This is a genomic window from Micromonospora sp. WMMD734 (assembly GCF_049178975.1).
GTDB classification, from domain to species: Bacteria; Actinomycetota; Actinomycetes; order Mycobacteriales; family Micromonosporaceae; genus Micromonospora; species Micromonospora wenchangensis.
The window spans coordinates 1,711,600-1,737,369 of sequence record NZ_JBMHMK010000001.1 but is presented as its reverse complement, the minus strand read 5'-3'; the positions used below and the strand labels follow the sequence as shown (position 1 = coordinate 1,737,369).

Annotated in this window: 25 protein-coding genes; 10 read left to right on the top strand and 15 right to left on the bottom strand. The window is 74.0% G+C overall.

Translation table 11 applies throughout. From position 1 onward, the window contains the following. Positions 1–118: 118 nt before the first annotated feature. From ACN267_RS07140 to ACN267_RS07130, 3 genes are read right to left on the bottom strand one after another with little or no spacing between them, the layout of a single operon-like run. Positions 119–916, bottom strand: coding sequence for a sugar phosphate isomerase/epimerase family protein (locus ACN267_RS07140; RefSeq protein WP_204960756.1), 798 nt, complete (start codon positions 914–916; stop codon positions 119–121). A 53-nt stretch (positions 917–969) separates the two neighbouring features. Beyond that, entirely contained in the window at positions 970–2,121 is a 1,152-nt protein-coding gene (locus tag ACN267_RS07135) for a dihydrodipicolinate synthase family protein (RefSeq protein ID WP_204960561.1), read from the bottom strand. After that, a complete protein-coding gene (locus ACN267_RS07130; protein ID WP_421488236.1) occupies positions 2,118–3,269 on the bottom strand; it encodes a Gfo/Idh/MocA family protein in 1,152 nt (383 codons plus the stop codon). The genes ACN267_RS07135 and ACN267_RS07130 overlap by 4 nt, the downstream gene beginning before the upstream one ends. A 155-nt stretch (positions 3,270–3,424) precedes the next feature. Between ACN267_RS07130 and ACN267_RS07125 the strand changes: the two genes are divergently transcribed. Next, on the top strand, positions 3,425–4,441 hold the full coding sequence (locus tag ACN267_RS07125) for a LacI family DNA-binding transcriptional regulator (RefSeq protein WP_204960755.1): 1,017 nt from the start codon (positions 3,425–3,427) through the stop codon (positions 4,439–4,441). 76 nt (positions 4,442–4,517) lie between these two features. On the opposite strand, the gene ACN267_RS07120 is transcribed toward ACN267_RS07125, so the two are convergent. The 8 genes from ACN267_RS07120 to ACN267_RS07085 are packed head-to-tail and all read right to left on the bottom strand — an operon-like array spanning position 4,518 to position 12,077. Continuing rightward, positions 4,518–5,126 (bottom strand): bifunctional 4-hydroxy-2-oxoglutarate aldolase/2-dehydro-3-deoxy-phosphogluconate aldolase, encoded by a 609-nt coding sequence (locus ACN267_RS07120; RefSeq protein WP_204960559.1) that lies wholly within the window; start codon positions 5,124–5,126, stop codon positions 4,518–4,520. After that, positions 5,123–6,145, bottom strand: coding sequence for a sugar kinase (locus tag ACN267_RS07115; RefSeq protein WP_421488235.1), 1,023 nt, complete (start codon positions 6,143–6,145; stop codon positions 5,123–5,125). The genes ACN267_RS07120 and ACN267_RS07115 overlap by 4 nt, the downstream gene beginning before the upstream one ends. Further along, positions 6,142–7,083, bottom strand: a complete 942-nt coding sequence (locus ACN267_RS07110; protein WP_421488234.1) for a PmoA family protein — start codon at positions 7,081–7,083, stop codon at positions 6,142–6,144. The genes ACN267_RS07115 and ACN267_RS07110 overlap by 4 nt, the downstream gene beginning before the upstream one ends. After that, the gene (locus ACN267_RS07105; protein ID WP_421488233.1) at positions 7,080–7,712 is read right to left on the bottom strand and encodes a hypothetical protein; all 633 of its coding nucleotides are present in this window, start codon (positions 7,710–7,712) and stop codon (positions 7,080–7,082) included. The genes ACN267_RS07110 and ACN267_RS07105 overlap by 4 nt, the downstream gene beginning before the upstream one ends. Further along, positions 7,709–8,590 (bottom strand): carbohydrate ABC transporter permease, encoded by an 882-nt coding sequence (locus ACN267_RS07100; RefSeq protein ID WP_421488232.1) that lies wholly within the window; start codon positions 8,588–8,590, stop codon positions 7,709–7,711. Before ACN267_RS07100 ends, ACN267_RS07105 begins: the two co-directional genes overlap by 4 nt. Beyond that, positions 8,590–9,567, bottom strand: coding sequence for a carbohydrate ABC transporter permease (locus ACN267_RS07095; protein WP_421488231.1), 978 nt, complete (start codon positions 9,565–9,567; stop codon positions 8,590–8,592). The genes ACN267_RS07100 and ACN267_RS07095 overlap by 1 nt, the downstream gene beginning before the upstream one ends. Positions 9,568–9,601: 34 nt before the next feature. Next, positions 9,602–10,942: an ABC transporter substrate-binding protein gene (locus ACN267_RS07090; RefSeq protein WP_204960555.1), complete on the bottom strand. Its 1,341-nt coding sequence runs from the start codon at positions 10,940–10,942 to the stop codon at positions 9,602–9,604. Between the two features lie 16 nt (positions 10,943–10,958). Further along, positions 10,959–12,077 (bottom strand): LacI family DNA-binding transcriptional regulator, encoded by a 1,119-nt coding sequence (locus ACN267_RS07085; protein ID WP_204960554.1) that lies wholly within the window; start codon positions 12,075–12,077, stop codon positions 10,959–10,961. A 237-nt stretch (positions 12,078–12,314) separates the two neighbouring features. On the opposite strand from ACN267_RS07085, the gene ACN267_RS07080 reads away from it, so the two are divergent. The 6 genes from ACN267_RS07080 (at position 12,315) to ACN267_RS07055 (ending at position 20,572) form a co-directional block, all read left to right on the top strand. Beyond that, positions 12,315–13,643: a Gfo/Idh/MocA family protein gene (locus ACN267_RS07080; protein ID WP_421488230.1), complete on the top strand. Its 1,329-nt coding sequence runs from the start codon at positions 12,315–12,317 to the stop codon at positions 13,641–13,643. A gap of 61 nt (positions 13,644–13,704) precedes the next feature. Continuing rightward, a complete protein-coding gene (gene uxaC / locus ACN267_RS07075) occupies positions 13,705–15,129 on the top strand; it encodes a glucuronate isomerase (protein ID WP_281897028.1) in 1,425 nt (474 codons plus the stop codon). Beyond that, positions 15,126–16,430, top strand: coding sequence for an enolase C-terminal domain-like protein (locus ACN267_RS07070; RefSeq protein ID WP_281897027.1), 1,305 nt, complete (start codon positions 15,126–15,128; stop codon positions 16,428–16,430). Before uxaC ends, ACN267_RS07070 begins: the two co-directional genes overlap by 4 nt. Further along, complete coding sequence (locus ACN267_RS07065; protein WP_421488229.1) at positions 16,421–17,911, top strand: mannitol dehydrogenase family protein; 1,491 nt, start codon at positions 16,421–16,423, stop codon at positions 17,909–17,911. Before ACN267_RS07070 ends, ACN267_RS07065 begins: the two co-directional genes overlap by 10 nt. Continuing rightward, the gene (locus tag ACN267_RS07060) at positions 17,908–19,191 is read left to right on the top strand and encodes a Gfo/Idh/MocA family protein (RefSeq protein WP_421488228.1); all 1,284 of its coding nucleotides are present in this window, start codon (positions 17,908–17,910) and stop codon (positions 19,189–19,191) included. Before ACN267_RS07065 ends, ACN267_RS07060 begins: the two co-directional genes overlap by 4 nt. Before the next feature lie 34 nt (positions 19,192–19,225). Next, positions 19,226–20,572: a pectate lyase family protein gene (locus ACN267_RS07055; protein WP_421488227.1), complete on the top strand. Its 1,347-nt coding sequence runs from the start codon at positions 19,226–19,228 to the stop codon at positions 20,570–20,572. A gap of 47 nt (positions 20,573–20,619) precedes the next feature. Here ACN267_RS07055 and map read toward each other — a convergent pair whose 3' ends face one another. Further along, on the bottom strand, positions 20,620–21,390 hold the full coding sequence (gene map / locus ACN267_RS07050; RefSeq protein WP_281897016.1) for a type I methionyl aminopeptidase: 771 nt from the start codon (positions 21,388–21,390) through the stop codon (positions 20,620–20,622). A gap of 66 nt (positions 21,391–21,456) precedes the next feature. Here map and ACN267_RS07045 point away from each other — a divergent pair, with 66 nt between their 5' ends. The 3 genes from ACN267_RS07045 to ACN267_RS07035 all read left to right on the top strand — a co-directional run bounded on the left by ACN267_RS07045 (position 21,457) and on the right by ACN267_RS07035 (position 23,141). Continuing rightward, positions 21,457–21,747, top strand: a complete 291-nt coding sequence (locus tag ACN267_RS07045; RefSeq protein ID WP_204960547.1) for a helix-turn-helix domain-containing protein — start codon at positions 21,457–21,459, stop codon at positions 21,745–21,747. A 122-nt stretch (positions 21,748–21,869) separates the two neighbouring features. Then, positions 21,870–22,364 (top strand): ATP-binding protein, encoded by a 495-nt coding sequence (locus ACN267_RS07040; protein ID WP_281897014.1) that lies wholly within the window; start codon positions 21,870–21,872, stop codon positions 22,362–22,364. Between the two features lie 60 nt (positions 22,365–22,424). Further along, a complete protein-coding gene (locus tag ACN267_RS07035; protein ID WP_204960545.1) occupies positions 22,425–23,141 on the top strand; it encodes an HD domain-containing protein in 717 nt (238 codons plus the stop codon). A 98-nt stretch (positions 23,142–23,239) separates the two neighbouring features. Here the strand turns inward: ACN267_RS07035 and ACN267_RS07030 are convergent, their stop codons facing one another. From ACN267_RS07030 to ACN267_RS07020, 3 genes are all read right to left on the bottom strand, one after another. Next, positions 23,240–23,680: a barstar family protein gene (locus tag ACN267_RS07030; RefSeq protein WP_204960544.1), complete on the bottom strand. Its 441-nt coding sequence runs from the start codon at positions 23,678–23,680 to the stop codon at positions 23,240–23,242. A gap of 61 nt (positions 23,681–23,741) precedes the next feature. Further along, complete coding sequence (locus ACN267_RS07025; protein ID WP_308447890.1) at positions 23,742–24,143, bottom strand: ribonuclease domain-containing protein; 402 nt, start codon at positions 24,141–24,143, stop codon at positions 23,742–23,744. A gap of 277 nt (positions 24,144–24,420) precedes the next feature. Next, a complete protein-coding gene (locus tag ACN267_RS07020) occupies positions 24,421–25,683 on the bottom strand; it encodes a cellulose-binding domain-containing protein (RefSeq protein ID WP_307821397.1) in 1,263 nt (420 codons plus the stop codon). Positions 25,684–25,770 lie beyond the last annotated feature (87 nt).

Below are 25,770 nucleotides of genomic sequence, written 5' to 3'. Positions count from 1 at the left end.
CTGTCCGTCATATTCATGACGGACAGGCATATCAGTCCACCGCGGTATCGCCTTCCCTCCGTCCGGCAGGCCGACGGGACCCCACGGCGGGCCCGCTCAGGGTCCACCGGAGGCCCGCTCAGGACACGTGCCCCCGGTAGGCATCGATGGTGGCGGCGAGGATGTCCGGGCCGGGGCGGGACCAGAGCGCCGCCTGGAACACCTCGACCTCGACCGGCCCGGCGTACCCGGCGGCGTCGACCGCCTCGCGCAGCCGGCGCAGCTCCACACAGCCCGCCCCGGGCAGCGCCCGGCCGAGCAGCACCCCCTCCGGCAGCGGGGTCACCCAGTCCGCCGCCTGGAACGCGGCGATCCTTTTGCCGGCGCGGGCGATCTGTGCGTAGACCGTGTCGTCCCACCAGACGTGGTAGGTGTCCACCACCACGCCGACCACGGCGGGGTCGAACCGTTCGGCGATGTCGAGCGCCTGGCCGAGGGTGGCGATGACGCACCTGTCGGCGCTGAACATCGGGTGCAGCGGTTCGATGGCGAGCCGTACCCCGGCCGCCGCGGCCTCGTCGGCGAGCGCAGCGACGGCGTCGGCGACCTGCCGGCGGGCCCCGTCGACGTCACGACTGCCCGACGGCAGCCCACCGGAGACCAGCACCAGCTCGCGGGTGCCGAGGGTGGCCGCCTCCTCGATCGCCCGCCGGTTCTCGTCCCACCAGTCGGGTGCGGTGAAGAACCCGCCCCGGCACAGTGAGGTGACGGTCAGCCCGGCGGCGCGGACCAGCCGGGCGGCCCGGTCGACCCCGTACTCCTGGACGGGTTCCCGCCACAGGCCGATGCCGGGCACCCCGGCCGCCACGCAGCCGGCGACGGCCTCCCGCAGCGGCCAGTGCTGGGCGGTGGCCTGGTTGAACGAGAACCGTTCCAACCCCGGCGTCACCACCACCCGGGCCGGGTCGTCGGACGGCGTGCGGGCGGCGGTCACTGGGCCACCCCGGCCACGGTGAAATAGGCCCGGGCCCGCGCGGCGGCCAGGTCGGCGTCGGGCAGCAGCCCGGCGGCGTCGGCGAGGACGAGCAGCCGGGCCAGGTGGGCCGGGGACCGGCCGGACTGCTGCCCGGCCAGCATGGTGAAGTGCTCCTGGTGCCCGGCCAGCCAGGCCAGGAACACGATGCCGGTCTTGTAGAACCAGGTCGGCGCGGCGAACAGGTGCCGGGCCAGCGGCAGGGTCGGGGCGAACGCCGCGTCGTAACGGTCCAGGTCACCGGCGTCGAGGGCGGCGAGCGCGGCGGCGGCGGCCGGCGCGATGGCGGCGAAGACCCCGAGCAGGGCGTCGGAGTGGCCCTGCCCGTCGCCCCGGATCAGCTCCGGGTAGTGGAAGTCGTCGCCGGTGTAGAGGCGTACCCCGGCGGGCAGGCGGCGGCGCAGCGCGACCTCCCGGTCGGCGTCGAGCAGGGACACCTTGATCCCGTCGACCCTGCGCTGGTGCTGTTTGATCAGGTGCAGCACCGTCTCGGTGGCCTCGTCGAGGTCGGTCGAGCCCCAGTAGCCGGCCAGCGCCGGGTCGAACATGTCGCCGAGCCAGTGCAGCACCACCGGCTGGTCGGCGGCGGTGAGCAGGTCGTCGTACACCCGCAGGTAGTCGTCGGGGCCGGTGGCGGCGGCGGCCAGGTGACGGCTGCACATCAGCACCGGGCGGGCGTCGGCGGCGGTGACGTCGGCGAGCTGTTCGGCGTACGCCCGGGTCACCTGGTCCACCGTGGCCGGGCCGGGTGGGAGCTGGTCGGTGGCGACCCCGGCGACGATCCGGCCGCCGACCGCACCGGCCTCGGCGGCGCTGCGCCGGATCAGCTCCCGGGTGGCCGGGTAGTCCAGGCCCGCGCCGCGCTGGGCGGTGTCCATCGCCTCGGCCACCCCCAGCCCGTACGACCAGAGGTGCCGGCGGAAGGCGAGGGTGGTGTCCCAGTCGACGGCGGCCGGGGCGCCCGGGACGTTCTCCGCACGCGGGTCGGCGACGACGTGCGCGGCGGCGTACGCCATCCGGGTGGTTGATGGGCCGGCGGGGCGCTCGTGGCCCGCGCCCCCGCGCAGCCGGTGGGTGCCGCCGTCGGGCAGCCGGACGACGGCGGTCACCGGGACAGCTCCGGCACCTCGACCCGGCGGCCCTCCCGGGCCGAGCGCAGCCCCAGCTCGGCCAGTTGCACGCCGCGTGCGCCGGCCAGGAAGTCCCAGCTGAACGGGGAGCCGGTGACGACGTGCCGCAGGAACGCCTCCCACTGCACCTTGAAGCCGTTGTCGAACTCCTCGTTGTCGGGCACCTCGGTCCACTGGGCCCGGAAGTCCTCGGTGGCGGGCAGGTCGGGGTTCCACACCGGTTTGGGGGTGACCGCCCGGTGTTGGATCCGGCAGCGGCGCAGGCCGGCGACGGCGCTGCCCTCGGTGCCGTCGACGTGGAACTCGACCAGTTCGTCGCGGTGCACCCGGGTGGTCCACGACGAGTTGAGCGCGGCGATGATCCCGCCGTCGAGTTCGAAGATCCCGTACGCGGCGTCGTCGGCGGTGGCGGGGTAGGGCCGGCCGGCCTCGTCGACGCGCTGCGGGACGTGCGTGGCGGCCACGCAGGTGACCGCCCGGACCGGGGCGAACAGTTCCTCCAGCACGTACTGCCAGTGCGGGAACATGTCCATCACGATGCCGCCGCCGTCCTCGGCGCGGTAGTTCCAGGAGGGGCGTTGGGCGGGCTGCCAGTCCCCCTCGAAGACCCAGTAGCCGAACTCGCCGCGCACGGACAGGATGCGGCCGAAGAACCCGCCGTCGATCAGCCGCTTGAGTTTGCGCAGCCCGGGGAGGAAGAGTTTGTCCTGGACGACGCCGGTGCGGATGCCTGCGGCGTCGGCGGCGCGGACCAGTTCCCACGCGGCGGCGCTGGACTCGGCGAGCGGCTTCTCGGTGTAGATGTGCTTGCCGGCGTCGATGGCCTGGCGGATGGCCTTCTCCCGCTGCTGGGTCACCTGGGCGTCGAAGTAGATCTCCACGTCCTCGCGGGCGAGGGCGGCGGCGAGGTCGGTGGTCCAGTCGGTGAGGCCGTGCCGTTGCGCGACCGCCCGGAGCCGGGTCTCGTCCCGGCCGACCAGGATCGGCTCGGGCCAGATCCGGGTGCCGTCGCCCAGCGCCAGGCCGCCCTGTTCGCGCAGGGCGAGCAGGGAGCGGACCAGGTGCTGGCGGTAGCCCATCCGACCGGTGACGCCGTTGACGATGATGCCGATCGACCTTCGGGTCATGGTCGTCCTTCCCCTTTGCACATCACATAGGTAAGCGCTTTCCTAGCAGCCTAGGTGGCCGCTCCACCACGGGCAAGAGGCCGCCGTCGCCCGTTGCGGTAACCTGTCCGCTACCGCGCGGCCCCGACCGGGCCCGGACACTTTCGGGGGTGCCCATGGCGACGCTGGCCGATGTCGCCCGCCGCGCCGGGGTCTCCCCCGCCACCGCCTCCCGGGTGATCAACGGCAGCAGCAAGCCGGTCGCCGACGAGCTGCGCGAACGGGTGCTGCGGGCCGTCGCCGACCTGCGCTACGTGCCCAACGCACACGCCCAACTGCTGGCCCGGCCGCAGCGCAGCGTGGTCGGCGTGGTGGTACACGACGTCTCCGACCCGTACTTCGCCGAGCTGACCCGGGGGCTGCAACGGGTCGCCACCGACCACGGCCGGCTGGTCATCATCTGCAACAGCTACCGCGACCCGGAACGCGAGCTGGAGTACGTGGAGCTGCTGCGCGCCCAGCAGGTCGCCGCGATCGTGCTGGCCGGCTCCGGCTACCACGACGCCACCTTCACCGCCCGGCTCGCCGAGAAGCTGGCCGCCTACGAGGCCACCGGCGGCCGGGTGGCGGTCGTCGGCCGGCACGAGCACCCCGGAGACGCGGTGATGCCGGCCAACACCGAGGGCGGCCGGCTGCTCGGCGCGGAACTGCTGCGCCGGGGGCACACCCGGATCGGCGTGGTCGCCGGCCCACAGGTGCTGACCACGATCACCGACCGGCTCGACGGGCTGCGTGCCGCGCTCGCCGAGGGCGGCCACCCGCTGCCCGAGGATCGGATCCGCTACGCCGACTTCGACCGTGACGGGGGTGCCCGCGCGGCCGGTGAACTGCTCGACGCCGTCCCCGGACTGACCGCCCTGGTGGCGTTGAACGACTCGATGGCCGTCGGCGCGCTGACCCTGCTGCGCGCCCGCGACGTGTCGGTCCCCGGCCAGGTCTCGGTGGTGGGCTTCGACGACATGCCGGTCGCCGCCGACGTCACCCCCGCGCTGACCACCGTCCGGCTGCCGCTGGTGGAGCTGGGCGCGCGGGCGATGACCCTGGCCCTGGGGCCGCCTGCCGACCGGTCCCGGGTCGAGGTGCTGCCGGCCACCCTGGTCGTCCGGGACAGCCTCGGCCCCGCCCCGGCCTGACCGGCGGCCCCCGGCACGACGTCGCGCCTCGTCGCCCCTGCGGCCCGTCGCGGGTCGAGGGCCGGCACGCCGCAGCTCAGGCCGGCGTGGCGGCCAGCTCGGCGAGCCGGTCGATCTGCCGGGGGTCGGACAGCGCCGACCCCACCGCCACCACCCGCACCCCGGCGGCGAGGAAGTCGGCGGCGTTGCCCGCGTCGATCCCCCCGGTCGCCACGAACCGTAGTTCCGGCAGCGGGCCGGCCATCGCCGTAAACCACCGGGGACCGAGACTGACCGCCGGGAACGCCTTGAGCCAGATCAGCCCGTGGTCGAGCGCGAGCTGCGCCTCGGTGGGGGTGGCCACCCCGGGCAGGTGCGGGATGCCGTAGCTGACCGCCGCGTCGGCCACCGCCAGGTCCAGCCCGGGGGCGACGGTGAACGCCGCGCCGGCGCTGGCGGCCTGCCGTACCTGGGCCGGGGTGCGCACCGTGCCGGCCCCGACCCGGCGGCCCCGGTCCTTGCCGGCCTCCACCGCAGCCCGCAGGGACAGGATGGCGTCCGGGGTGCGGATCGGCACCTCGACCACGTCGATGCCGAGGTTCCAGGCCCGTTCGGCGAGCCGGACGGTCTCCGTCGGCGGCAGGTCCCGCAGGATCACCATCACCCGTGCGGTGCCGAACAGGGGTGCGAAGTCGTGCGCGGTCATCGACCGTTCCTTCCGGTGGCGGGGGTGGGGAGCAGGCCGGCGGCGACCAGGTCCAGGCTCGCCCAGTCCGACGCCGGCAGCGCGAGGAGCCGATCGGCCACCGCCCGCCGCGGCGGCGGGGCGGTGTCCCCGGCGACGGTCAGGGCGGGGGCCGCGCAGAGATGCCCGAGCCGCAGGCAGCGGTCCAGGTCGAGGCCACGCAGCAGCCCCGACAGCAGGCCGGCGGCGAAGGCGTCGCCGGCCCCGACCGGCTCGTGCACCGGCACCCGCAGTGCCGGTACGAAGACGGCCGCCGCGCCGCGGGGCAACGCGGTGGCCCCGACGGCGGCGTCCTTGACCACCACCAACTCCGGGCCGGGCAGCAGGTCGCGCACGGCGGCCGGCTCGGTGACGCCCCACAGGGTGTGCGCCTCGTCGAGGCCGACCAGGACCACGTCGGCGGCGTCGGCGAGCCCGCGCAGCACCGGTGCGGCGGTCGCCGCCGACCAGAGCCGGGCCCGGTGGTTGACGTCGAAGGTGACCCGGGCGGCAGGCAGCGGCCGGTCGGTGACCGCCCGGCGGACCAGGGCCGCGCAGGACGGCGAGAGGGCGGCGGTCACCCCGGACAGGTGCAGCAGCCGGACCCCGGCCAGCGCCGGCTCGTCCAGCACCCCCGGGTGCAGGCGGGAGGCCGCCGACCCGGAGCGGTAGTAGTGCACGGCGGTGCCGTCGGGCGTCGGGTCCTTGAGGTAGACGCCGGTCGGGGCGGCCGGGTCGACGGTGACCAGGCTGGTGTCCACCCCGGTGGCGGCGACGTGCCGCCGGACCCGCCGGCCGAACGGGTCGTCGCCGACCCGGCTGACCCAGGCCGTCCGGTGGCCGAGCGCGGCGAGCGCGCAGGCCACGTTGGACTCCGCGCCGCCGACCGAGACACCCAGCCGGTCGGCCCGGTCCAGCGGCCCCGTCGGGTCGGGGCCGAGCACCACCATCGACTCGCCGACGGTGGCCACCTCCGGGCCGGGCGGCGTCGCGCCGGTCACCCCGGCTCCGCGGCGGCGAGCAGGGCGGTGACGCCGGCCCGGTCGCGTACCCCGTCGGCGACCAGCACCCGGTGCCGGCCGGTCCGCCGGCCGTCGCCGGGCACCACCGCCGGGCGGTCGAAGGCGAAGGCCACGCAGACACCCGGGTACATCGCCGTCCGCACGAACCACCTGTCGCCGAGCCCCAGCCCGGTGAAGACCAGGGTGTACGCCCCACCGCCCGGCGCGACGCCGGTGAGCGCGACCCAGCGGGCGGCGCTGCCGTTGGCGGCCTGCTCGCCGTCGGCGTCGGCGGTGAACGTGACCGACTCGCCGTCGGCGACGGCCCGCCAGAAGAAGCCGCCGTAGCCGGCCCCGCCGGGCCGACCGTTGGTGGCGGGGCTGCCCAGGTGGACGTCACGCCCGGCCGGGGCGGTGAGGGTGTAGTCGACGTCGAGCGCCCAGGCGTCCGCGGTCACCGGGGTCGCGGCGAGCCGGCGGTGCTCGGTGAGCAGCACCCCGCCGTCGCGGTCGCGCCACTGCAACACGTGTGCCAGCCGGTCCGGTGCGCGCTCCCGCCAGTGCGTGTGCGCGATGACGCCATGGTCGTCGCGCCAGGTGTAGCCGGCGTCCCGGACGTACGTCCGGCCGCCCCACAGGTTGGTGCCGTCGACGTCCTGCACGGCGAGCGACGCCCCGAGGTGCCAGACGTGGTCGGCGGGCAGGGCGTCGGTGACCGGGGTGCCGGCCAGTGTCCGTACCGGGTGCAGGTAGGGCCGGGGGCCGTGCCGGGGGTCCAGGTCGGGACGCAGCACGTACCGGGCCACCTCGACGTCGCCAACGTGCAGCCGGGGATCGCCGTCGACGTGCGACCGGGGATCGCCGCCGGCCGGGTCCGGGGCGGCGCGGGTCGGGGCCGGGCCGGGACCGGTCGGGGCGGGGTGGGGGTGACCGGTCACGGTGCCTCCATCCGGGCGGTGGGCCGGCGGGCGGCGACCGCGTGCAGGGCGGCCAGCGCGTAGCCGGCCAGGATCGGCACCGCCACCGGGGTGACCAGTATCCCCAACAGAGCGGCCACCGCGCAGACCCCGCCGGCCGCCGCCCAGGTCCCCGGCCGGGCCAGGCCGGTCCGGGCGGCGACCCGGGCGGCGCCCCGCCAGCCCCGCCCGCCGGTACGACCGATCGCCACCACGGTCAGCCCGGCGTACCCGGCCAGGGCGGCGGTGACCACGGCGGTGCCGGCCAGCGCGACGCCGCCTCCGGGCACCCGACCGGTGGCCAGCGCGACCAGGTCGACGCCGAGCGCGGCGGCGACGGCCAGCCCGACGGCGCTGGCGGCCAGCCCGGAGGGCAGGGCCCGGCCGAACCGGGCCAGCGTGGTGCGCAGGTCCGGCCAGCCACCGAGGGTCAACCGGTCGTGCACGGCGGCGCTGGCGGTGGCCAGGGCCGGCGCGAGGGTGAGCACCGGCAGCGCGGCCAGCGTCACCGCGAACCCGAGCAGCGCCAGGTCGGTGGCGTCGCGCAGGGTGTCGCGCCAGTCCCGGCGGGCCGGTACGGCGTCCTGCTGTGCCAGCGGGGCGGCGGTCATCCCTTCAGTCCGCTGGTGTTGATGCCCTCGACCAGCATCCGCTGGAAGGCCAGGAAGAACAGGAACACCGGCAGCAGCGACAGCACCGACATGGCGAACATCGGGCCGACCGCGCTCTGGCTGGTGGAGTCGATGAACAGGGTCAGCGCGACGGGCACGGTGTAGTCGTCCAGGCTGGACAGGAAGACCAGTTGCCGGAAGAAGTCGTTCCAGGTCCAGATGAACGAGAAGATCGCGGTGGTGACCAGCGCGGGGCGGCTCAGCGGCAGGATGACGTGCCGGAAGATGCCGTACGGGCTGGCCCCGTCGATCTTGGCGGCCTCGTCGAGTTCGCGCGGGATGCCCCGCATGAACTGCACCATCAGGAACACGAAGAACGCCTCGGTGGCCAGGAACTGCGGGATGAGCAGCGGCAGGTACGGCCATTCCCCGCCGACCAGGCCGAGGCTGCGGAACAGGATGTACTGCGGCACGATCAGCACGTGGCCGGGGAGCAGCAGGGTGCCGATCATGACGGCGAACCAGACCCCCCGCAGCCGGAACCGCAACCGGGCCAGGGCGTACGCGGCGAGCAGGCAGGAGACCGCGTTGCCGACCACGGTCAACAGGCTGACCATGGCGCTGTTGAGGAAGAACGTGCCGAAGCTGAGGTCGAAGTTGCCCCAGCCGGCGGTGTAGTTGCCCGGGGTGAACCGCTCGGGCAGCAGGCCGATGTTGTTGACGATCTCTTCCTGCGACTTGACCGAGGTGCCCAGCATCCACAGCAGCGGGTAGAGCACCACCGCCACGATCACGATCAGCACCAGCAGCCGTACGGCCTGCCGGCCGCCCTGCCGGCGACGGCCGGGCCGCCGCGCCGTCGAGGTCACCGCCACCATCACTTCTCCCCGTCGGAGTAGTGCACCCAGAACCGCCCGGTGCTGAAGAAGACCACGGTGATCAGGCCGATCGCGATCAGGAACACCCAGGCCATCGCGGAGGCGTAGCCCATCTCCAGGTCGGTGAAGCCCGAGATGTAGAGCTTCAGGGTGTACATCAGGGTGGAGTCGACCGGCCCGCCGGTGCCGTTGCTGAGCACGAAGGCGGCGGTGAAACCCTGGAACCCGTTGATGGTCTCCAGCACCAGGTTGAAGAAGATGACCGGGGAGAGCATCGGCAGGGTGACGTGCCAGAACTGCGACCACCGGCCGGCGCCGTCGACGGAGGCGGCCTCGTACAGTTCGGTGGGCACCTGCTTGAGCCCGGCCAGGAAGATCACCATGGGCGCGCCGAACTGCCAGATGGCCAGCACCATCAGGGTCTGCAACGCCCAGTCCGGGTCACTGACCCAGGGCAGTCCCTCGATGCCGAACAGCGCGAGGAACGAGTTGAACGCGCCGTCCCGGTTGAACATGTTGACCCAGACGATGGCCAGCGCGACGCTGCCACCGAGCAGCGACGGCAGGTAGAACAGCGCCCGGAACAGGCCCACCCCGCGCCACGCCTTGTTGAGCAGCAGCGCCACCCCGAGGGCTGTGGCCAGCTTCAGCGGGACGGCCACCAGGGCGAAGGTCACCGTGACCCGGACCGCGTGCCAGTACGACGGGTCGGCGGTGAACATCCGCTCGTAGTTGGCCAGCCCCACCCACTGCACCTCGGACAGCGGGGTGAGGATGTCGTAGTTGGTGAAGCTCAGCCAGAGCGAGAGCAGCATGGGGATCGCCGTGACGCCCATCAGTCCGATGAGCCAGGGCGAGAGGAATACGTAGCCCGCCAGTCCTTCGGCGTGCCGGTCCCGCCCGCCCCGACGCCGGTTGGCGCGGGGGCGGGCGGAACCGGTGCGTCCGGTCCGGCCGGGCGCCGTGGTGAGGGCCACGGGCCGGCTCCTTTCGTCGTCCGCGACGGGTCGGTCAGGCGATCGCGGACTTGCAGGCGGCGATGAACTGCTCCGCCGCCTGCGCCGGGCTGGCCCGCTGGTACTGGACGTTCTCGGCGGCCTTGACCAGCTCGGACTTGACCTTGCTGTGTCCCTTGATGGGCACCTGCGGCGACTGGCCGAACTTCTGCGCCAGCTCGGTCTCGACCTGGATGGACTGCTTCATCGCCGGGTCGGTCACCGTCTCGCTGACCGTGGCCCGCAGGTCCATGTTCGACGGCAGCCCCCGGTCGGTGCCGAGCAGCGCCGCCGCCTCCGGATCGTTGGCCAGGAAGTTGATCACGTCGACGGCGGTGTCCCGGTGCTTGCTGCCCTTGAACACCGACCAGTACATCGAGGCGCGGGCCCACTGGGCGCTCGGGTCACCCGGGTACGCCACCACACCCAGTTCGTCCTTGGTGTTCTTCTTCAGGTCAGGCATCTGGTTGACCCAAACCCAGGAGGTCGCGGCCTTGCCGGTGACCACCAGCTGCTTGGTCACGTCGCTGGCGTTGCCCTCATGGATCACGTCGGGGGTGGGGGTGGCACCCCGGTCCCGGGCACCCTTCCACAGCTCGAACCACGTCGTCACGTCCTCGGCGGTGAAGCCGAGGTCGTTGCCGTTGTAGAGGTCCTTGCCCTGCTGGCGCAGCCACACCCAGAACGCCTTGTAGTCGGCGCTCGGGTCCTGGGTGCCGGGGACCTTGGCCTTCTTGGCCACCTGCTCGGCCCAGGCGATGTGCTCCTCCCAGCTCTGGCCGGTGGTCGGCTCGGGCAGGGCGTTCTTGGCCAGCAGGGTCTTGTTGTAGACCAGGCCCTGGGTGTTCTCGCCGGCGGCCACCCCGGCCAGCTTGCCGTCGACGACGCCGTACTCCAGCAGGCTCTTGGGGAACTTCGACACGTCGAGCTTGCCGGAGTCCTGGTAGCTCTTGAGGTCGAGCACGGTGCTGCGGCCGGCGTACTCGGCCAGGTAGTTGTCGTCGATCTGGAACAGGTCGGGCGGGTTGCCGCCGGCGGTGAGGGTGGCCAGCTTGTCGAAGTAGCCCTGGTTGGCCTGCCAGGTCTTCTCGAACGTCACGTTCGGGTGCTTCTTGGTGTAGAGGGCGAGGGCGTCCTCGGTGAGCTTGGCCCGCGCCTCACCGCCCCACCAGAAGACGGAGAGCTTGACCTGGCCGTCGGCGCCGGCGTCGTCGTCGCCGCAGGCCGCCGCGCCGAACATCAGCGGTACGGCGACGGCGGTGGCGACCAGGCCGCGCAGGAATCGACGACGGGGCACGGGGGTACGGTGGTGCGGTTCGGCCGGCGTGCCGGCGGTGGGGGACGTTGCGGGGTGCATGCGCTCACTCCTCGGGCTAGGAGGCGACGACGCCACCGGTGGTCACGGTCGGGCCGCCCGGGTCCGCAAGGCGATGCGGGCCCGGGCCATCCGGAACGGATCCGGGACGGGATCGACCGGGTACGGGTCCGGTCGAGTCGCGAATGACCAGTTCGGTCTGGAGCATTACCTGTGCGGTGGTACGACGGTCGCCGACGGCCGCTGCCCGACCCGCGCCGCGCGGGCGCGGGTCGGAGTCGTGTTGCAGCAGCATGTCGACGGCCGTCCGGCCGGCGGCCGCGGTTGGCGTGGCCACCGTCGTCAACTTGGGGCGGGTGAGTCGGCTCAGCGTGATGTCGTCGACGCCGACCACGCTGACGTCCTGCGGCACCCGGATGCCGAGGTGGTCGAGCCCCTCGATCAACCCGATCGCCATCAGGTCGTTGTAGGCGAGCACGGCGGTGACGCCGCTGTCGCGTACCTGGGCGGCCAGTGCGCCGCCGCCGGTCTCGGTGGGCGGGTTGGGCCCGAGCACGGTCAGCTCGGCCCCGCCGGAGCGGGCGGCGGCACCGGCCGCCCGGCGCATCTGCTGGTTGGTCCAGGAGCCGCGCGGCCCGCCGAGCAGGGCGAGCCGCCGGTGGCCGAGGCCGAGCAGGTGCTCGATCGCCGTGCGCGCCCCCTGGCCGACGTCCATCATCACGCAGGGCAGGCCGGTGACCTGCCGGTTTATCACCACCACCGGCACCTCCCGGCTGACCTGCTCGATCAGGCCGTTGCTCATCCGGGGGCTGCACAGCAGCACCCCGTCGACCTGCTTGGCCAGCGCGTGGACCAACTCCTCCTCGGCGGCCGGGTCCTCGTTGGTGTCGGCCACGAAGACGTGGTAGTCGCGGTGCCGGGCCTGCCCCTCGGCCGCCTTGATCAGCGGCGGGAAGAACGGGTTGGCGATGTCCGCGATGATCAGACCGATGTTGTGGGTGCGGCCGGTGATCAGGGCGCGGGCGGCCCGGTTGGGCCGGTAGCCGAGGTCCTCGGCGCAGGCCAGCACCCGGCCCCGGGTCTCCGGGTTGACCAGGTGCGGCGCCGAGAAGGTGCGGGACACCGTGGAGATGTGCACGCCCGAGGCCCGCGCGACGTCGCGGATGGTGGCTGGCACGGGCGGCCCTCTCGTCGATGGTGTGGTCGGGGTCACGTGGGTGTCGCCAATTAATGCAAACGGTTGCTCCACTGTCAACGGGAGTTTGTTACAGGTCGATTGCAGGAGGGCTCCTGCCATGCCCCCTTAAGCGCATGAAACGGTATCTATGCCACGGGATTGGCATCGATCGTTGACGTGCTCTTCATCGGCGTGGTTTCTTCACTGCAAACCTTTGCAGCCACGGGAGGTCCACGGATGTCACCACCAGCCACGCCGCGTCGACGGCACGCCCTCGTCGGCACCGGGGCGCGGGCGGAGATGTTCGTCCGGGCCCTGGTCACCGCGCACGCCGACACCGCCGAGCTGGTCGCCTTCGCCGACGTCAACCAGACCCGGATGGACGCCCACAACCGGTGGCTGACCGAGCTGGGCCAGCCGGCCGTGCCGACGTACCCGGCCGCCGACTTCACCGCCATGCTCGCCAAGGAACGCGTCGACGTGGTGCTGGTGACCAGCGTGGACGTCACCCACGACGAGTACATCGTGGCGGCCCTGCGCGCCGGTTGCGACGTGGTCACCGAGAAACCGATGACCGTCGACGCGGCCCGCTGCCGGCGCATCCTCGACGCGGTCGCCGAGACCGGCCGGCAGGTCACCGTCGCCTTCAACTACCGCTACAACCCGCTGCACGAGCAGGTCAGAAGGCTGCTCGCCGACGGCGCGGTCGGCGAGATCGGCTCGGTGCACTTCGAGTGGCTGCTCGACGTACGGCACGGCGCGGACTACTTCCGCCGCTGGCACCGGGACAAGGCCAGCTCCGGCGGGCTGATGGTGCACAAGGCCAGCCACCACTTCGACCTGGTCAACTGGTGGCTCGACGCCACCCCCGTCGAGGTGTACGCCGCCGGCCGGCTGTTCTTCTACGGCGACGCGGGCCGCCGGCACGGCTACGCCCGCGACTACGACCGGGCGCACGACTCCCCCGCCGCCGACGACGACCCGTTCGCCCTACGGATGGCCGAACACCCCCGGCTGCGGGAGCTGTACCTCGACGCCGAGGCCGAGGACGGCTACCACCGCGACCAGAACGTCTTCGCCCCCGGGGTGAGCATCGAGGACGACATGGCGGTGCTGGCCCGCTACTCCACCGGCGCGACGATGACCTACCACCTCACCGCGTACGCCCCCTGGGAGGGCTACCGGGTGATGGTCAACGGCAGCCGGGGCCGGCTCGAACTGGAGGTCACCGAGAGCGACTTCGTCAGCCCGGCCGCCGCCGGGGCGCTCAAGGGCGCCGCCCTGCACGGCGACGAGGCCGCCGCCGAGAACGGCGAGGCCACCCTCACCCTGCGCCCGTTCTGGGCCCCGCCCACCCGGATCCCGGTCGAGGGCTACACCCGGCAGGGCCACGGCGGCGCGGACGTCCGGATGACCCGGGTGATCTTCGGCGGCGAGCCGGACCCGCTGGGCCGGGCCGCCACCGCCCGCGACGGGGCGCTGGCCCTGCTCACCGGGCTGGCCGCCAACCGCTCCTTCGACACCGGCGCACCGGTCCGCGTCGCCGACCTGCTCACCCTGCCCTGACCGGGCCGGCCCCGCCCCCCGAACCGCCGACCCTCCGCCCGCACCCGAGGAGTCCCCCGACGTGCCGACCTCTCCCGACCTGCTCCTGCCGACCGACCCGGGCGTCCGGGCCATCGCCCGCGAGCTGTACGCCCTCGCCGGCCCGCAGCCGATCATCTCGCCGCACGGGCACGTCGACCCGGCGCTGCTGGCCGAGGACCGCCCCTTCCCGGACCCGGCCCGGCTGCTGATCGTGCCCGACCACTACCTCACCCGGATGCTGCTCAGCCAGGGGGTGCCGCCGGCCGAGCTGGGGGTGCCCAGCGTCGACGGCAGCCCGGTGGAGACCGACGGCCGGACCATCTGGCGGCGCTTCGCCGACCACTGGCACCTGTTCCGGGGCACCCCGTCGCGGCTGTGGCTGGAACGCACCTTCACCGACGTGTTCGGGGTGGACACCGCGCTCAGCCCGGCCACCGCCGACACCGTCTACGACGCGCTGGCCGCCCGGCTCGCCGAGCCGCAGTTCCGGCCCCGGGCGCTGTTCACCCGGTTCCGCATCGAGGTGCTCGCCACCACCGAGTCCCCGCTGGACGACCTCGCCGCGCATGCCAAGCTCGCCGCCGACGGCTGGGGCGGTCCGGGCGGCCGGGTGGTCACCACGTTCCGCCCCGACAACGTCGTGGACATGGAGTTCGACGGCTGGGCCGACAACGTGGCCCGGCTCGGCGAGGTGGCCGGCGTCGACACCGGCACGTACGCCGGCTACCTGGACGCGCTGCGGGCCCGTCGGGCGGCGTTCGTCGCGGCCGGCGCGACCTCCTCCGACCACGGCCACCCCACCGCCCGGACGCTCATGCTCGACGCCGACGAGGCCGCGCGGCTCTACGACCGGGGCCGGCGCGGCCTGGCCGACGCCGCCGACGCCGAGGCGTTCCGGGCGCACATGCTGGTGGAGTTCGCCCGGATGTCCCTCGACGACGGGCTGGTGCTGCAACTGCACCCCGGCGCGGTGCGCAACCACAACCGCAAGCTGTACGCCACCCACGGCCGCGACGTCGGCGGGGACGTCCCGCACGCCACCGAGTACGTGCACGCGCTGGCCCCGCTGCTCGACGCGTACGGCAACGACCCCCGCCTGCGGGTGGTGCTCTACACCCTCGACGAGTACACGTTCACCCGGGAACTGGCCCCGCTGGCCGGCGGCTACGCCGCGCTCTACCTCGGCGCACCCTGGTGGTTCCTGGACTCCCCGGAGGTGCTGCGCCGGTTCCGGGAGGCGGTCACCGAGTCCGCCGGGTTCTACAACACCGCCGGGTTCGTCGACGACACCCGCGCGTTCTGCTCCATCCCGGTCCGCCACGACGTGGCCCGCCGGATCGACGCCGGTTTCCTGGCCCGCCTCGTCGCCGAGCACCGGCTGAGCGAGGACGAGGCCGCCGAGACGGTCGTCGACCTGGCGTACCGGTTGCCCAAGAAGGTCTTCAAGTTCGGGGAGTCCGCATGAGCACCAGGATCACCGACGTCGACGTGCACGACGTCCGGTTCCCGACGGCGGCGGCCGGCGACGGCTCCGACGCGATCAACCGGGGTGACTACTCGGCCAGCTACGTCGAGCTGCGCACCGACGACGGGCCGACGGGCGCCGGGTTCACCTTCACCAACGGCCGGGGCAACGAGATCACCTGCGCGGCGATCGAGGCCCTCGCCCACCACGTCCGGGGACGCACCGTCGCCGAGATCGCCGCCGAACCGGTGGCGTTCTGGCGGTCGCTCACCGCCGACGTGCAGCTGCGCTGGCTGGGGCCGGAGAAGGGGGTCATCCACATGGCCGCCGGCGCGCTGGTCAACGCGGTCTGGGACCTACGGGCCAAGCTCGCCGGCAAGCCGATGTGGCGCTACCTCGCCGAGCTGTCCACCGACGAGCTGGTCGCCAACATCGACTTCCACCACATCACCGACGCGCTCACCCCCGACGAGGCGGCCACTCTGCTCGACAAGGGGCTGGTCGGGGCGGCGGACCGGCTCGCCGTGCTGGAGCAGGACGGTTTCCCGTCGTACACCACGTCGGTGGGGTGGCTGGGGTATCCGGACGACAAGGTGCGGGCGCTGACCCGCGAGGCGTACGCCCAGGGGTGGCGGGCGATGAAGATGAAGGTCGGCGGCCCGCCCGCCGACGACCTGCGCCGGGCAAGGATCATCCGGGCCGAGATCGGCCCGGACGCGCTGCTGATGATGGACGCCAACCAGGTCTGGGACGTCGACGAGGCGATCACCAACATGACCGCGCTGGCCGAGGTCGACCCGTACTGGATCGAGGAGCCGACGCACGCCGACGACATCCTCGGCCACGCCCGGATCGCCCGCGCGGTGACCGGGCTGACCGACGGCCGGTGCCGGGTCGCCACCGGCGAGGTGGCCGCCAACCGGGTGATCTTCAAGCAGCTGCTCCAGGCCGAGGCGATCGGCGTGATGCAGATCGACGCCTGCCGGGTCGCCGGGGTCAACGAGGTGCTGGCCGAGATCCTGCTGGCGGCGAAGTTCGGGGTGCCGGTCTGCCCGCACGCCGGCGGTGTCGGCCTCTGCGAGTACGTACAGCACCTGGCGATCTTCGACTACCTGCGGGTCGGCACCAGCCTGGACGGACGGATGGTCGAGTACGTCGACCACCTGCACGAGCACTTCGTCGACCCGGTCCGCACCCGGGGCGGCCGGTACCTGCTGCCCACCGCCCCCGGCTACAGCGCCACCATGCGCCCCGAGTCGGTCGCGCGGTTCCGCTTCCCGGACGGCCCGGTGTGGCGGTGACCGTGGACACCGACCGGCTGGGCCTGGCCACCCTGCACCGGCTGCCCGAGCAGAGCCGACCGCTGGTCCGGCCGGGCACCGTGCCGGCCGGCATCGTCCACCTGGGACTCGGCGCGTTCCACCGGGCCCACCAGGCGGTCTGCACCGAGGCGGCGATCGACGCGGCCGGCGGTGACTGGGGCATCGTCGGCGTCGCCCCGCGCAGCACCACGCTGGTCGAGGCGCTCGCCGCGCAGGACGCCCTGTTCAGCGTCACCACGCTGGCCGCCGACCGGTCGGCCACCCGGGTGGTCGGCGCGCTGGCCGGGGTCCGGCACGCCGCCAGCGACCCGGCGGCGGTGGTCGCGTTGCTCGCCGACCCGGCGATCCGGGTGGTGACGCTGACGGTGACCGAGAAGGCGTACCGGCTCGACCCGGTCTCCGGCGTGTTGCGCGCCGACGACGAGCTGACCCTCGACCTGACCACCGACCGGCCCCCGGTCACCGTGCCCGGTCTGCTGGTCCGTGGTCTGCTCGCCCGCGCCACCGCCCAGGCGGGGCCGATCGCGCTGGTCAGCTGCGACAACCTGCCGTCCAACGGGCGTCGGCTGCGCGGCCTGGTGCAGCAGTCACTCGCCCTGGCCGGGGTCCCGGACGCCGTCCAGGACGCCCTCGCCGGGCAGGTCAGCTTCCCCGGCACGATGGTGGACCGGATCGTTCCGGCCAGCACCGACGCGACGCTGGCGGTGGCCCGCGCCGCGCTGGGGGTCACCGACCTGGCGGCGGTGGCCGCCGAGCCGTACCTGAAGTGGGTCGTCGAGGACGACTTCCCCGGCGGCCGGCCCCGGTGGGAGCAGGCCGGCGCGGTGCTCACCACCGACGCCGGCCCGTGGGAGCGGCTGAAGCTGCGCGGCCTCAACGGCGTCCACTCGGCGGTGGCCTACCTGGGGGCGGTGGCCGGCCACGAGACGATCGCGGACGCGCTGGCGCTGCCCGGCCTGACCGACGTGCTGCGCCGGTTCGTCGCCGACGACGTGGCCGAAAGCTTCACCCCACCCGAGGGGGTACGGGTCACCGACTACGGCGACGAGGTGCTGGCCCGGTTCGCCAACCCGGCGATCCGGCACCGCACCCTCCAGGTGGCCATGGACGGCTCGCAGAAGCTGCCGCAGCGGGTCCTGCACACCGCCGCCGACCTGCGCGCGCAGGGCCGGCCGGCGTACTGGTCGGCGCTGGTCGTGGCAGCCTGGCTGCGGTTCCTCGACGGGCGGGCCGACGACGGCACGGTGCTGCCGCTGGACGACCCGCTGGCCGGGCGGATCACCGCCGCGCTCGCCGCCGCCGACGGCACCCCCGCCGGCACGGTCGGGGCGGTGTTCGCCCTGTCCGAGGTCTTCCCGGCCGTGCTCGCCGACGACGACGGGTTCCGCGCCGACGTCGCCGGTTGGTTGGGCGCGTTGCGTACCCACCCGGTGGCGGCGGTCCTGGCCGGTGCGGCGTGACCGCCCCGGTGCCGCCGGCCGCCGTCGACGGGCCCGCCGCCGCCCGGGGCATGCCGGCCACCCCGACCGGGGCCCCGTCGGCCAGCCCGGCCGGGCCCGACGCCACGGCCGTGCCCCGGGTGGCGATCGTCGGCGCGAACGGCCACGGCCGCTGGCACCGGCGCAGTGTCGCCCCGCTGCACGCGGCGGGACGGCTGCGGCTGGTGGCGCTGGTGGACGTGCGGCCGATCGAGGACGAGCCGGCCGCGCCGGTGCCGCCCGGAACCACGGTGCACACCGACCACCGGGAGATGCTCACCGCCGCCCGCCCCGACGTGGTGATCGTCTGCACCCCGCCGCACACCCACCTGCCGATCGCCCTGGACGTGCTCGCCGCCGACGCGGACCTGCTGCTGGAGAAGCCGCCGGTGCTGTCCACCGCCGAACACCGCACGCTGGCCGGGGAGCTGGCCGCGACCGGCCGGGCCTGCCAGGTCGGCTTCCAGGCGCTCGGCTCGATGGCGCTGGCGCAGCTGTCGGCCGCCCTCGGGCAGGGCCGGCTGGGCACCGTCACCGGCATCGGCACGGTCGCCTGCTGGCAACGTCCCGACGGCTACTACGCCCGCTCGCCGTGGGCCGGCCGGCGCAGCCTGCACGGCCGGCCGGTGCTCGACGGGGCGCTGGCCAATCCGCTGGCGCACGCGGTGATGCAGTGCCTGGCGGTCGCCCAGACGGTGACCGGCGGGCCGGTCCGGCCGTCCCGCATCGAGCTGGAGCGCTACCGGGTCCGGCCGATCGAGGTGGACGACACCGCCACCCTGCGCATCGTCACCCCGGACGGGCCGCCGATCGTGGCGGCGGTGACCCTGGCCGGGGAGGACTTCGTCGCCGGTGAGGTGATCGTGACCGGCACCGCCGGGCGGGCGGTGCTGGAGTACCCCACCGACCGGCTGCTGCTGCCCGGCGACCCGCACCCCCGGCAGGTGCCGGGGCGGCGGGGGCTGCTGGAGAACCTGCTCGCCCACCGCGCCGACCCGACCGGCACCCCGCTGATCGCCCCGCTGGCCCGCACCGCGCCGTTCACCGCCGTGCTGGAACAGGTGCAACGCGCCCCCGAGCCGACCCTGCTCGACGGTGACCTGGTCACGGTCACCGGCAGCGGGCCGGAACGGGTGGTGACGGTGCCCGGGATCAACGCGGCGCTGCGCCGGGCCGCCGGGCAGGGGGCGCTGCTGTCGGAACTGGCGGTGCCGTGGGCGGTGCCGCCGGCGCGTATCCCCCTGGCGGCCCAGGACGACTGACCCGCCACCCACCACCACCCTTCGGGAGAGTCCCATGCGTCCACGCACCACCGGGGCGGCCCTGGTCGCCCTCACCCTCCTGCTGAGTTCGGGGACCGCCGCGTCCGCCGCGCCACCCGACGGGCCACCCCGGGCGGTCGAACGGATCGCCAGGCAGACCCTGCCGGCCGGCGACGGCTGGGCGGCCGAGGGCCCCGGCACCACCGGCGGCGCGACGGCCGCCCCGGATCAGGTCCACCTGGTGCGCAGCCGGGCCGACCTGGTCCGGGCGCTGGGCGGCGACAACGCCACCAACAAGAGCAACGCCACCCCGAAGGTGATCGTCGTCGACGGCACCGTCGACGGGTTCGCCGCCGACGACGGTCACCTGCTCGGCTGCGCCGACCTGGCCGACCCGGAGTACAGCCTGCCCGCCTACCTGGCCGCGTACGACCCGGCGGTGTGGGGGATGGTGCCGCCGACCGGGGCGTTGGAGGCGGCCCGGGTGCGGTCGGTGGCCAACCAGACCCGGCAGACGCAGATCAACGTCGGCCCCAACACCACCATCGTGGGGCGGCGCGGGGCGGTCCTCACCGGGCTGACCCTGATGATCGACGGGGCGAGCAACGTGATCGTCCGCAACCTGACCTTCGACGACGCCCGGGACTGCTTCCCGGCCTGGTCCCCCACCGACGGCGCGACCGGCAACTGGAACTCCCAGTACGACCAGATCTCGGTACGCCGCAGCGAGCACGTCTGGGTCGACCACAACACCTTCACCGACGGCGACAACCCGGACAGCGCCCAGCCGGTGTACTTCGGCCGGCCCTACCAGGTGCACGACGGGTCGTTGGACGTCACCCACACGGCCAGCCTGGTGACCGCCTCGTACAACCGGTTCTCCGGGCGGGACAAGCTGATGCTGATCGGCTCGTCCAACACCGTCGGGCCGGACGTCGGCAGGTTGAAGGTGACGCTGCACCACAACCTGTTCGACCGGGTGCTCCAGCGGCTGCCCCGGGTCCGCTTCGGTCAGGTCGACGTCTACAACAACTGGTACCGGCTGGCCGGCGACGACTTCGTGTACGCGATCGGGGTGGGCGTGCAGTCCGCCGCGTACGTGGAGAACAACTTCTTCACCCTCGGTGCCGGCATCGCCCCCGGCAACCTGCTCTACGACTGGGGTGGCACCGCCGTCACCACCCGGGGCAACTGGGTGGACGCGCACGGCGCGCTGCCCCGTCCGGTCGACCTGGTGGCCGCGTACAACGTGACCCACGACCCGGACCTGGGCGGCGACGCCGGGTGGACGCCGACCCTGCGCGCGGCGCAGCCGGTGCCCGCGCCGCTGGTGCCGCTGGTGGTGGGGCCGTTCGTCGGGGCCGGCCGACTGCCGTTGTGAGCAGCCTGCGTCGGGCCGCGCCGTCCGTCGGCGCGGTCCGACCGGGGTCACCTCGGCAGGGTGAGCACCTCCGCGCCCTCGGGGGTGATGGCGATGGTGTGTTCGCTGTGCGCCGTGCGGCAGCCGGTGGCGCTGCGCAGCGTCCAGCCGTCGGCGTCGGTGACGAGGGTGGCGGTGTCGGCCATGATCCAGGGTTCCAGGGCCAGCAGCAGCCCGGGACGCAGCCGGTAGCCGCGACCGGGCCGGCCGGAGTTCGACACGTGCGGGTCCTGGTGCATGGTCGACCCGACGCCGTGTCCGCCGAACTCGGTGTTGACCGGGTATCCCGCCGCGTGCAGGACCGTGCCGATGGCGTGCGAGAGGTCACCGACGCGTGCGCCGGGGCCGGCGGCGGCGATCCCGGCGCGCAGCGCCCGCTCGGTGGCGTCGATCAGCGCGACGCTCTCCGGGGGGCGGATGTCGCCCACCAGGAAGCTGATCGCCGAGTCGGCGACCACCCCGCCGAGGGAGACGGCGAGGTCGAGGGAGAGCAGGTCGCCGTCGGCGAGGTGGTAGTCGTACGGCAGCCCGTGCAACACCGCGTCGTTGACCGAGGTGCAGATGTAGTGGCCGAAGGGTCCGCGGCCGAAGGACGGCGCATAGTCGACGTAGCAGGACGTCGCCCCGGCGTCGACGATCATGCGCTGCGCCCAGGCGTCGATCTCCAGCAGGTTGGTGCCGACCACGCTGCGGCTCCTGAGTGTCTGGAGGATCTCGGCGACCAGCGCGCCGGTGTCCCGTGCGCGCCGCACGTCGGTGGGGCTCAGGATCTCGATCATGCGGCGCCTTCCGTGGACCACCAATAATTATCCCGGCCATGTTATCCCGGTACTAGAATCGCAGCCATGGTCAGGCTGCCGCTCACCCCCGCAGAGGTCGCCCGCGGGCGACGCCTCGGCGCCCTGCTGCGTCGCGCCCGGGGACAACGGTCGATGCTCGGCACCGCGCTGGCCGCCGGGCTGTCACCGGAGACCCTGCGGAAGATCGAGTCCGGCCGGGTGGCCACCCCCGCGTTCCCGACCATCGCGGTGCTCGCCGACGTCCTCGGCCTCTCCCTCGACGCCGTCTGGTCGGAGATCAACCAGTCCGACACCGGGCTCGTCGTGCCCGGCCCCGGCGAGCGGCTGGCCTCCTAGCCCCGCCGCCGGGCGTTGCGCCCAGGGGCGGTGCCCGGCGGCGGGCCGGGACAGGGAGAATGGCCCGGGTACGGTCGGGCTGCCGACCCCGGACGACGATGATCAGCGGGAGGTGGACCCGGGTGGCCGGTGGACGCGACGTCGGGGCGGACCGGCCCGATCCGGCGGCCGGCCCGGCACCGCACGTCGACCCGGCAGCGTCGGCCGGTATCACCGCCGACGGCGCGCCGTCGGCGTTCCGGACGACACTGGCCGCCGATCCGGCCCAGCTCTCCCCCGCCCGCGAGGCGCTGCGGGCGTGGCTCACCGGGGCCGGGGTCGACGAGGCCGACGTGGAGGTGGTGCTGATCGCCGTCGGGGAGGCGTGCGCCAACGCCATCGAGCACGGCTGCCGGTTCGCGCCCGGGACGAGCGTCACCGTGTCGGCCCGGCTGCGCGCCGGGCGGCTGGAGGTCGAGATCCACGACGCCGGCGGCTGGCGCGCGGGCCCGTCGCAGGGACGCGACCGGGGCCGGGGACGACTGATCATGACCCGCTTGATGGACGAGGCACAGCTCGACGGCGGCCCCGACGGGACGACAGTTCGCCTGGTCAAGCACCTTTCCGGCCGGCAATGAGGCCGTCACATGCCCGACGACGGGGTCGGACCGACAGTGAAGATCGGCTATAAGTAGGCGATGGAGTTCCCGCCGTACCTCGCCACCATGCCGATGCACGCGATCACCGAGCTGCACGGCGAACCGGGCCTGCTGGCCCGGTTCCGGCTGGAGTTGCCGGCCTTCGCCACGGCCGACCGGGAGCGGCTGGTCGAAGCCCTCGACCTGGCCGCCGAGCTGCACCGCGACGACCGGCGGTCCCGCGAGCCGTACCTCAACCACCTGCTGCGGGTGGCGATCCGGATGATGCACCACTACCAGGTGCGCGACCCCGACGTGATCGTCGCCGGACTGCTGCACGACGCGGTGGAGGACCACCCGGGCGAACTGGCCGGCGCGGGCGCGGCCGACCCGACGGCGGCGGCGCTGGCCGCGCTGGCCGGCCGGTTCGGCGACCGGGTGGCCCGGCTGGTCGCCGCGGTCACCAACCCGGTGTACGACCCGGAGCGGGACCCGCACGTGCAGTACCGCGAGCACGTGGCGGCCAGCCTGGACCGGGAACCCTGGGCCCGGGTCATCAAGATCTCCGACTTCACCGACAACGGGGTGGGCGTGGTCTACGCCGTCGGACCGAAGGTGGCCCGCTCGGCGGCGAAGTACCGGCCGCTGGTGCCGGTCTACCGGGAGCTGATCGCCAGGCCGGACACCCCGCTGTCGGCACCGGTGAAACGGCACATCTTCGCCCAGCTCGACCTGGCCGAGGAGCGGTTCAGCGCAATCCTCGACCAGCCCAACTGACCCCGCCCCGTCGCGACGGTGGACCGGTGACGCCGGGCCGGGGGCGGGGCCGCGACGACGGGTGGACGCGACGGCGGGCCGGGTGGCGGCACGGACGCTCAGCGCACCGCGCCGCCGGGTGGGACGGCCACCCCGCCGCCACCGAGGACGGCGTGCAGCCGGTGCCGCAGCTCGGGCAGTCGCTGCGGGGTGTCACGCAGCAGCAGGCAGACCGGCTCCCGGGCACCGGCCGACACCCCGCCGACCACGTCGAGCAGCGTCCCGAGCTGACCGGGCGGCTCGTCGGCCAGCAGCAGGCCGGCGTCGGTCACCTCCAGGGTGAGCGGTCCGGCGTCGAGCCGGTCGGCCAGCACGTCGGCGAGCGCATCCCAGGTACGACCGAAGTAGCCGGGCAGGTCGAGCACGTCGGCGAGCGCGTCGAACAGCGCGGGGCGGGTACGGGCCGCCGCCCCGGCCACGGTGACCGACGGCGTCGGATGCCCCGACGGCCGGGCCTCGTCGGTCACCCGTAGCCAGCCCGGCTGGCGCTGTCCGGTCATGGTGCATCCTCCTGCTCGACGGGGCGGGCCGGCGGACCGGCCCGCCCCGGGTGGTCCTCGGTCAGATCCGGTAGAAGTTCGCGTAGTGGTCGGGAGAGAACCAGGTCGCCCCGCTGCTCTTGTTCACCACGATGCGGTACGCGTCGCGCGCCGCGCCGGAGACCCGCGGGTAGACGTCGTACTCGTAGTAGGTGGCACCGGCGGGCAGCTGCCCCTCGTAGTTGTAGAACTGGCCGCCGGCGAAGTTCGACAGGCCGCCGCTCCAGCTGTACCAGCCCCGGCTGGTCGGGAATCCCTTGGCCGACCAGCCGGAGCGGGCGGTACGGGCGTCCGCGCAGCGGGACATCGTGCAGGAGCCGTAGACCGCCGCCGACGCGGAGTCGGTCAGCCTCGGAGTCACCACGGACGGTCCGACGAGCAGCGTGGCGACCAGGGCGGTCAGCAGCGCGAGGATGCCCGGCAGACGGCGGGCGCGGCGGCGCGGGGTCGGGGCGGTGGCGGGGGTGACGGGGTTCGCGGGAGTGCTCAACGGGTCCTCCGGGTCGCGGGGGCCGACAGGAATGCATCGATCGAAATGGTTGTCCCGATCAGCCACATTCTGGCGGGAGGCGAGCCCCGCCGACCAGAGGTCAGCCTGGCAACCGTGGATGAACGCACCATGATCGGCACGCCACCGCCGGCTGAAATGCCCGGTGCACGCGGGACCGGGCGGCCCGGTCGGCCACCCGGTCCCGGTCGGGTCAGCAGCCGATCCGGCTGGCCCCCAGGGCGACGTCGTCGTACCAGAGGGTGTCCGCGCCCTCGCCGTAGCTTTCCCAACCCAGCTTCAGGTCGGTCAGCCGGGGACGCCAGGTGCGGTTGTACCACTGGCTGTCGATGTCGTGGGTGGGCGTCCCGTCGGCGGTCAGCCCGGTGACGGCGACCCCGTCCAGCCAGGTGCGCAACTGCCCCTGGTTGCCGTCGACCATGAATTCCAGGCACGTCCACCGGCCGGTGGGCAGCGGCACGCTCAGCGCCACCCCGGACGGGCTCTGCTCGGGCAGGGTCGCGTCGTCGGAGGCCCGGTTCCACTGCAACGCGGCGTTCTGGCCGCCCATCCGCAGGTCCTTGTTGCCGTCGGCGGCGTCGGTCATCGCCATCATGGTGACGTGCTGGGTCGGCAGGGCGGTGGTGTGGCGCAGCCAGATCCGGCCGTACCGGACGGTGCCGACCGCGCTGAGATCCTTGGTGGAGCGCACGAAGACGTGGTTGCAGTAGCCCTGCGCGCCGTCGATGCGCAGCGAGCGGCTGCCGCTGTGCGTGGTCGCCGTGTCCACCGAGGCCCGTCCCGTCCCGGAGCAGTCCGGGTTGACCACGCTCCAGTCGCCGGACGGCGTCGAGCCGGTCTGGTTCTCGAAGCCGTCACAGAGCACCGCACCGGCACACCCGGCCGGCGGCGGCGTGGTCGGCGGCGGGGTCGTGGGGGGCGGGGTGGTGGGCGGAGGCGTAGTCGGCGGAGGCGTGGTCGGCGGCGGGGTCGTGGGCGGAGGCGTCGTGGGCGGCGGGGTCGTGGGCGGCGGCGTGGTGGGCGGAGGCGTGGTGGTCGGCGGCGGAGCGCCGTTGCACGGTACGCCGTTGAGCGTGAACCCGGTCGGCGCGGCGGAACCCGAGGTGCTGGTGCCCTGGACGCCGAACTCGGTGGAACCACCGGCCGGGACGCTGCCGTTCCAGGCGGCGTTGCGGGCGGTGACCGTCGTGCCGGCCTGGCTGACCGTGGCGTTCCAGCCACCGGTGATCCGCTGCCCGCCCGGGTAGGACCAGGTGACGGTCCAACCGCTCAGGGCGGTGTCGCCCGGGGAGACCCGGACGTTGGCGGTGAAGCCGCCGCTCCACTCGTTGGGCTGGTAGTCGATCCGGCAGCCCTGGGCCGCCGAGGCGGTGCCGGCGAGCACGGTGGTGACGGCCGCGGCCACCGTGGCGGTGGCGGCCACGACGGCGGTGATACGGGTACGGGAGATCCTCACAGGGGTCCTTCCGGCTGGCCGTCGGTGTGGACCGACGGCGCGGGAGCAGTGACGTCGCTCGCGCGTCGACGCGCCGTGTCGGCGCGT

Excerpts from the sequence above, each read along its gene's own strand:
- ACN267_RS07130 (WP_421488236.1), bottom strand. The coding sequence starts at position 3,269 with ATGACCCGAAGGTCGATCGGCATCATCGTCAACGGCGTCACCGGTCGG.
- ACN267_RS07125 (WP_204960755.1), top strand. The coding sequence starts at position 3,425 with ATGGCGACGCTGGCCGATGTCGCCCGCCGCGCCGGGGTCTCCCCCGCC.
- ACN267_RS07120 (WP_204960559.1), bottom strand. The coding sequence starts at position 5,126 with ATGACCGCGCACGACTTCGCACCCCTGTTCGGCACCGCACGGGTGATG.
- ACN267_RS07105 (WP_421488233.1), bottom strand. The coding sequence starts at position 7,712 with ATGACCGCCGCCCCGCTGGCACAGCAGGACGCCGTACCGGCCCGCCGG.
- ACN267_RS07100 (WP_421488232.1), bottom strand. The coding sequence starts at position 8,590 with ATGGTGGCGGTGACCTCGACGGCGCGGCGGCCCGGCCGTCGCCGGCAG.
- ACN267_RS07090 (WP_204960555.1), bottom strand. The coding sequence starts at position 10,942 with ATGCACCCCGCAACGTCCCCCACCGCCGGCACGCCGGCCGAACCGCAC.
- ACN267_RS07080 (WP_421488230.1), top strand. The coding sequence starts at position 12,315 with ATGTCACCACCAGCCACGCCGCGTCGACGGCACGCCCTCGTCGGCACC.
- ACN267_RS07070 (WP_281897027.1), top strand. The coding sequence starts at position 15,126 with ATGAGCACCAGGATCACCGACGTCGACGTGCACGACGTCCGGTTCCCG.
- ACN267_RS07055 (WP_421488227.1), top strand. The coding sequence starts at position 19,226 with ATGCGTCCACGCACCACCGGGGCGGCCCTGGTCGCCCTCACCCTCCTG.
- map (WP_281897016.1), bottom strand. The coding sequence starts at position 21,390 with ATGATCGAGATCCTGAGCCCCACCGACGTGCGGCGCGCACGGGACACC.
- ACN267_RS07045 (WP_204960547.1), top strand. The coding sequence starts at position 21,457 with ATGGTCAGGCTGCCGCTCACCCCCGCAGAGGTCGCCCGCGGGCGACGC.
- ACN267_RS07035 (WP_204960545.1), top strand. The coding sequence starts at position 22,425 with ATGGAGTTCCCGCCGTACCTCGCCACCATGCCGATGCACGCGATCACC.
- ACN267_RS07030 (WP_204960544.1), bottom strand. The coding sequence starts at position 23,680 with ATGACCGGACAGCGCCAGCCGGGCTGGCTACGGGTGACCGACGAGGCC.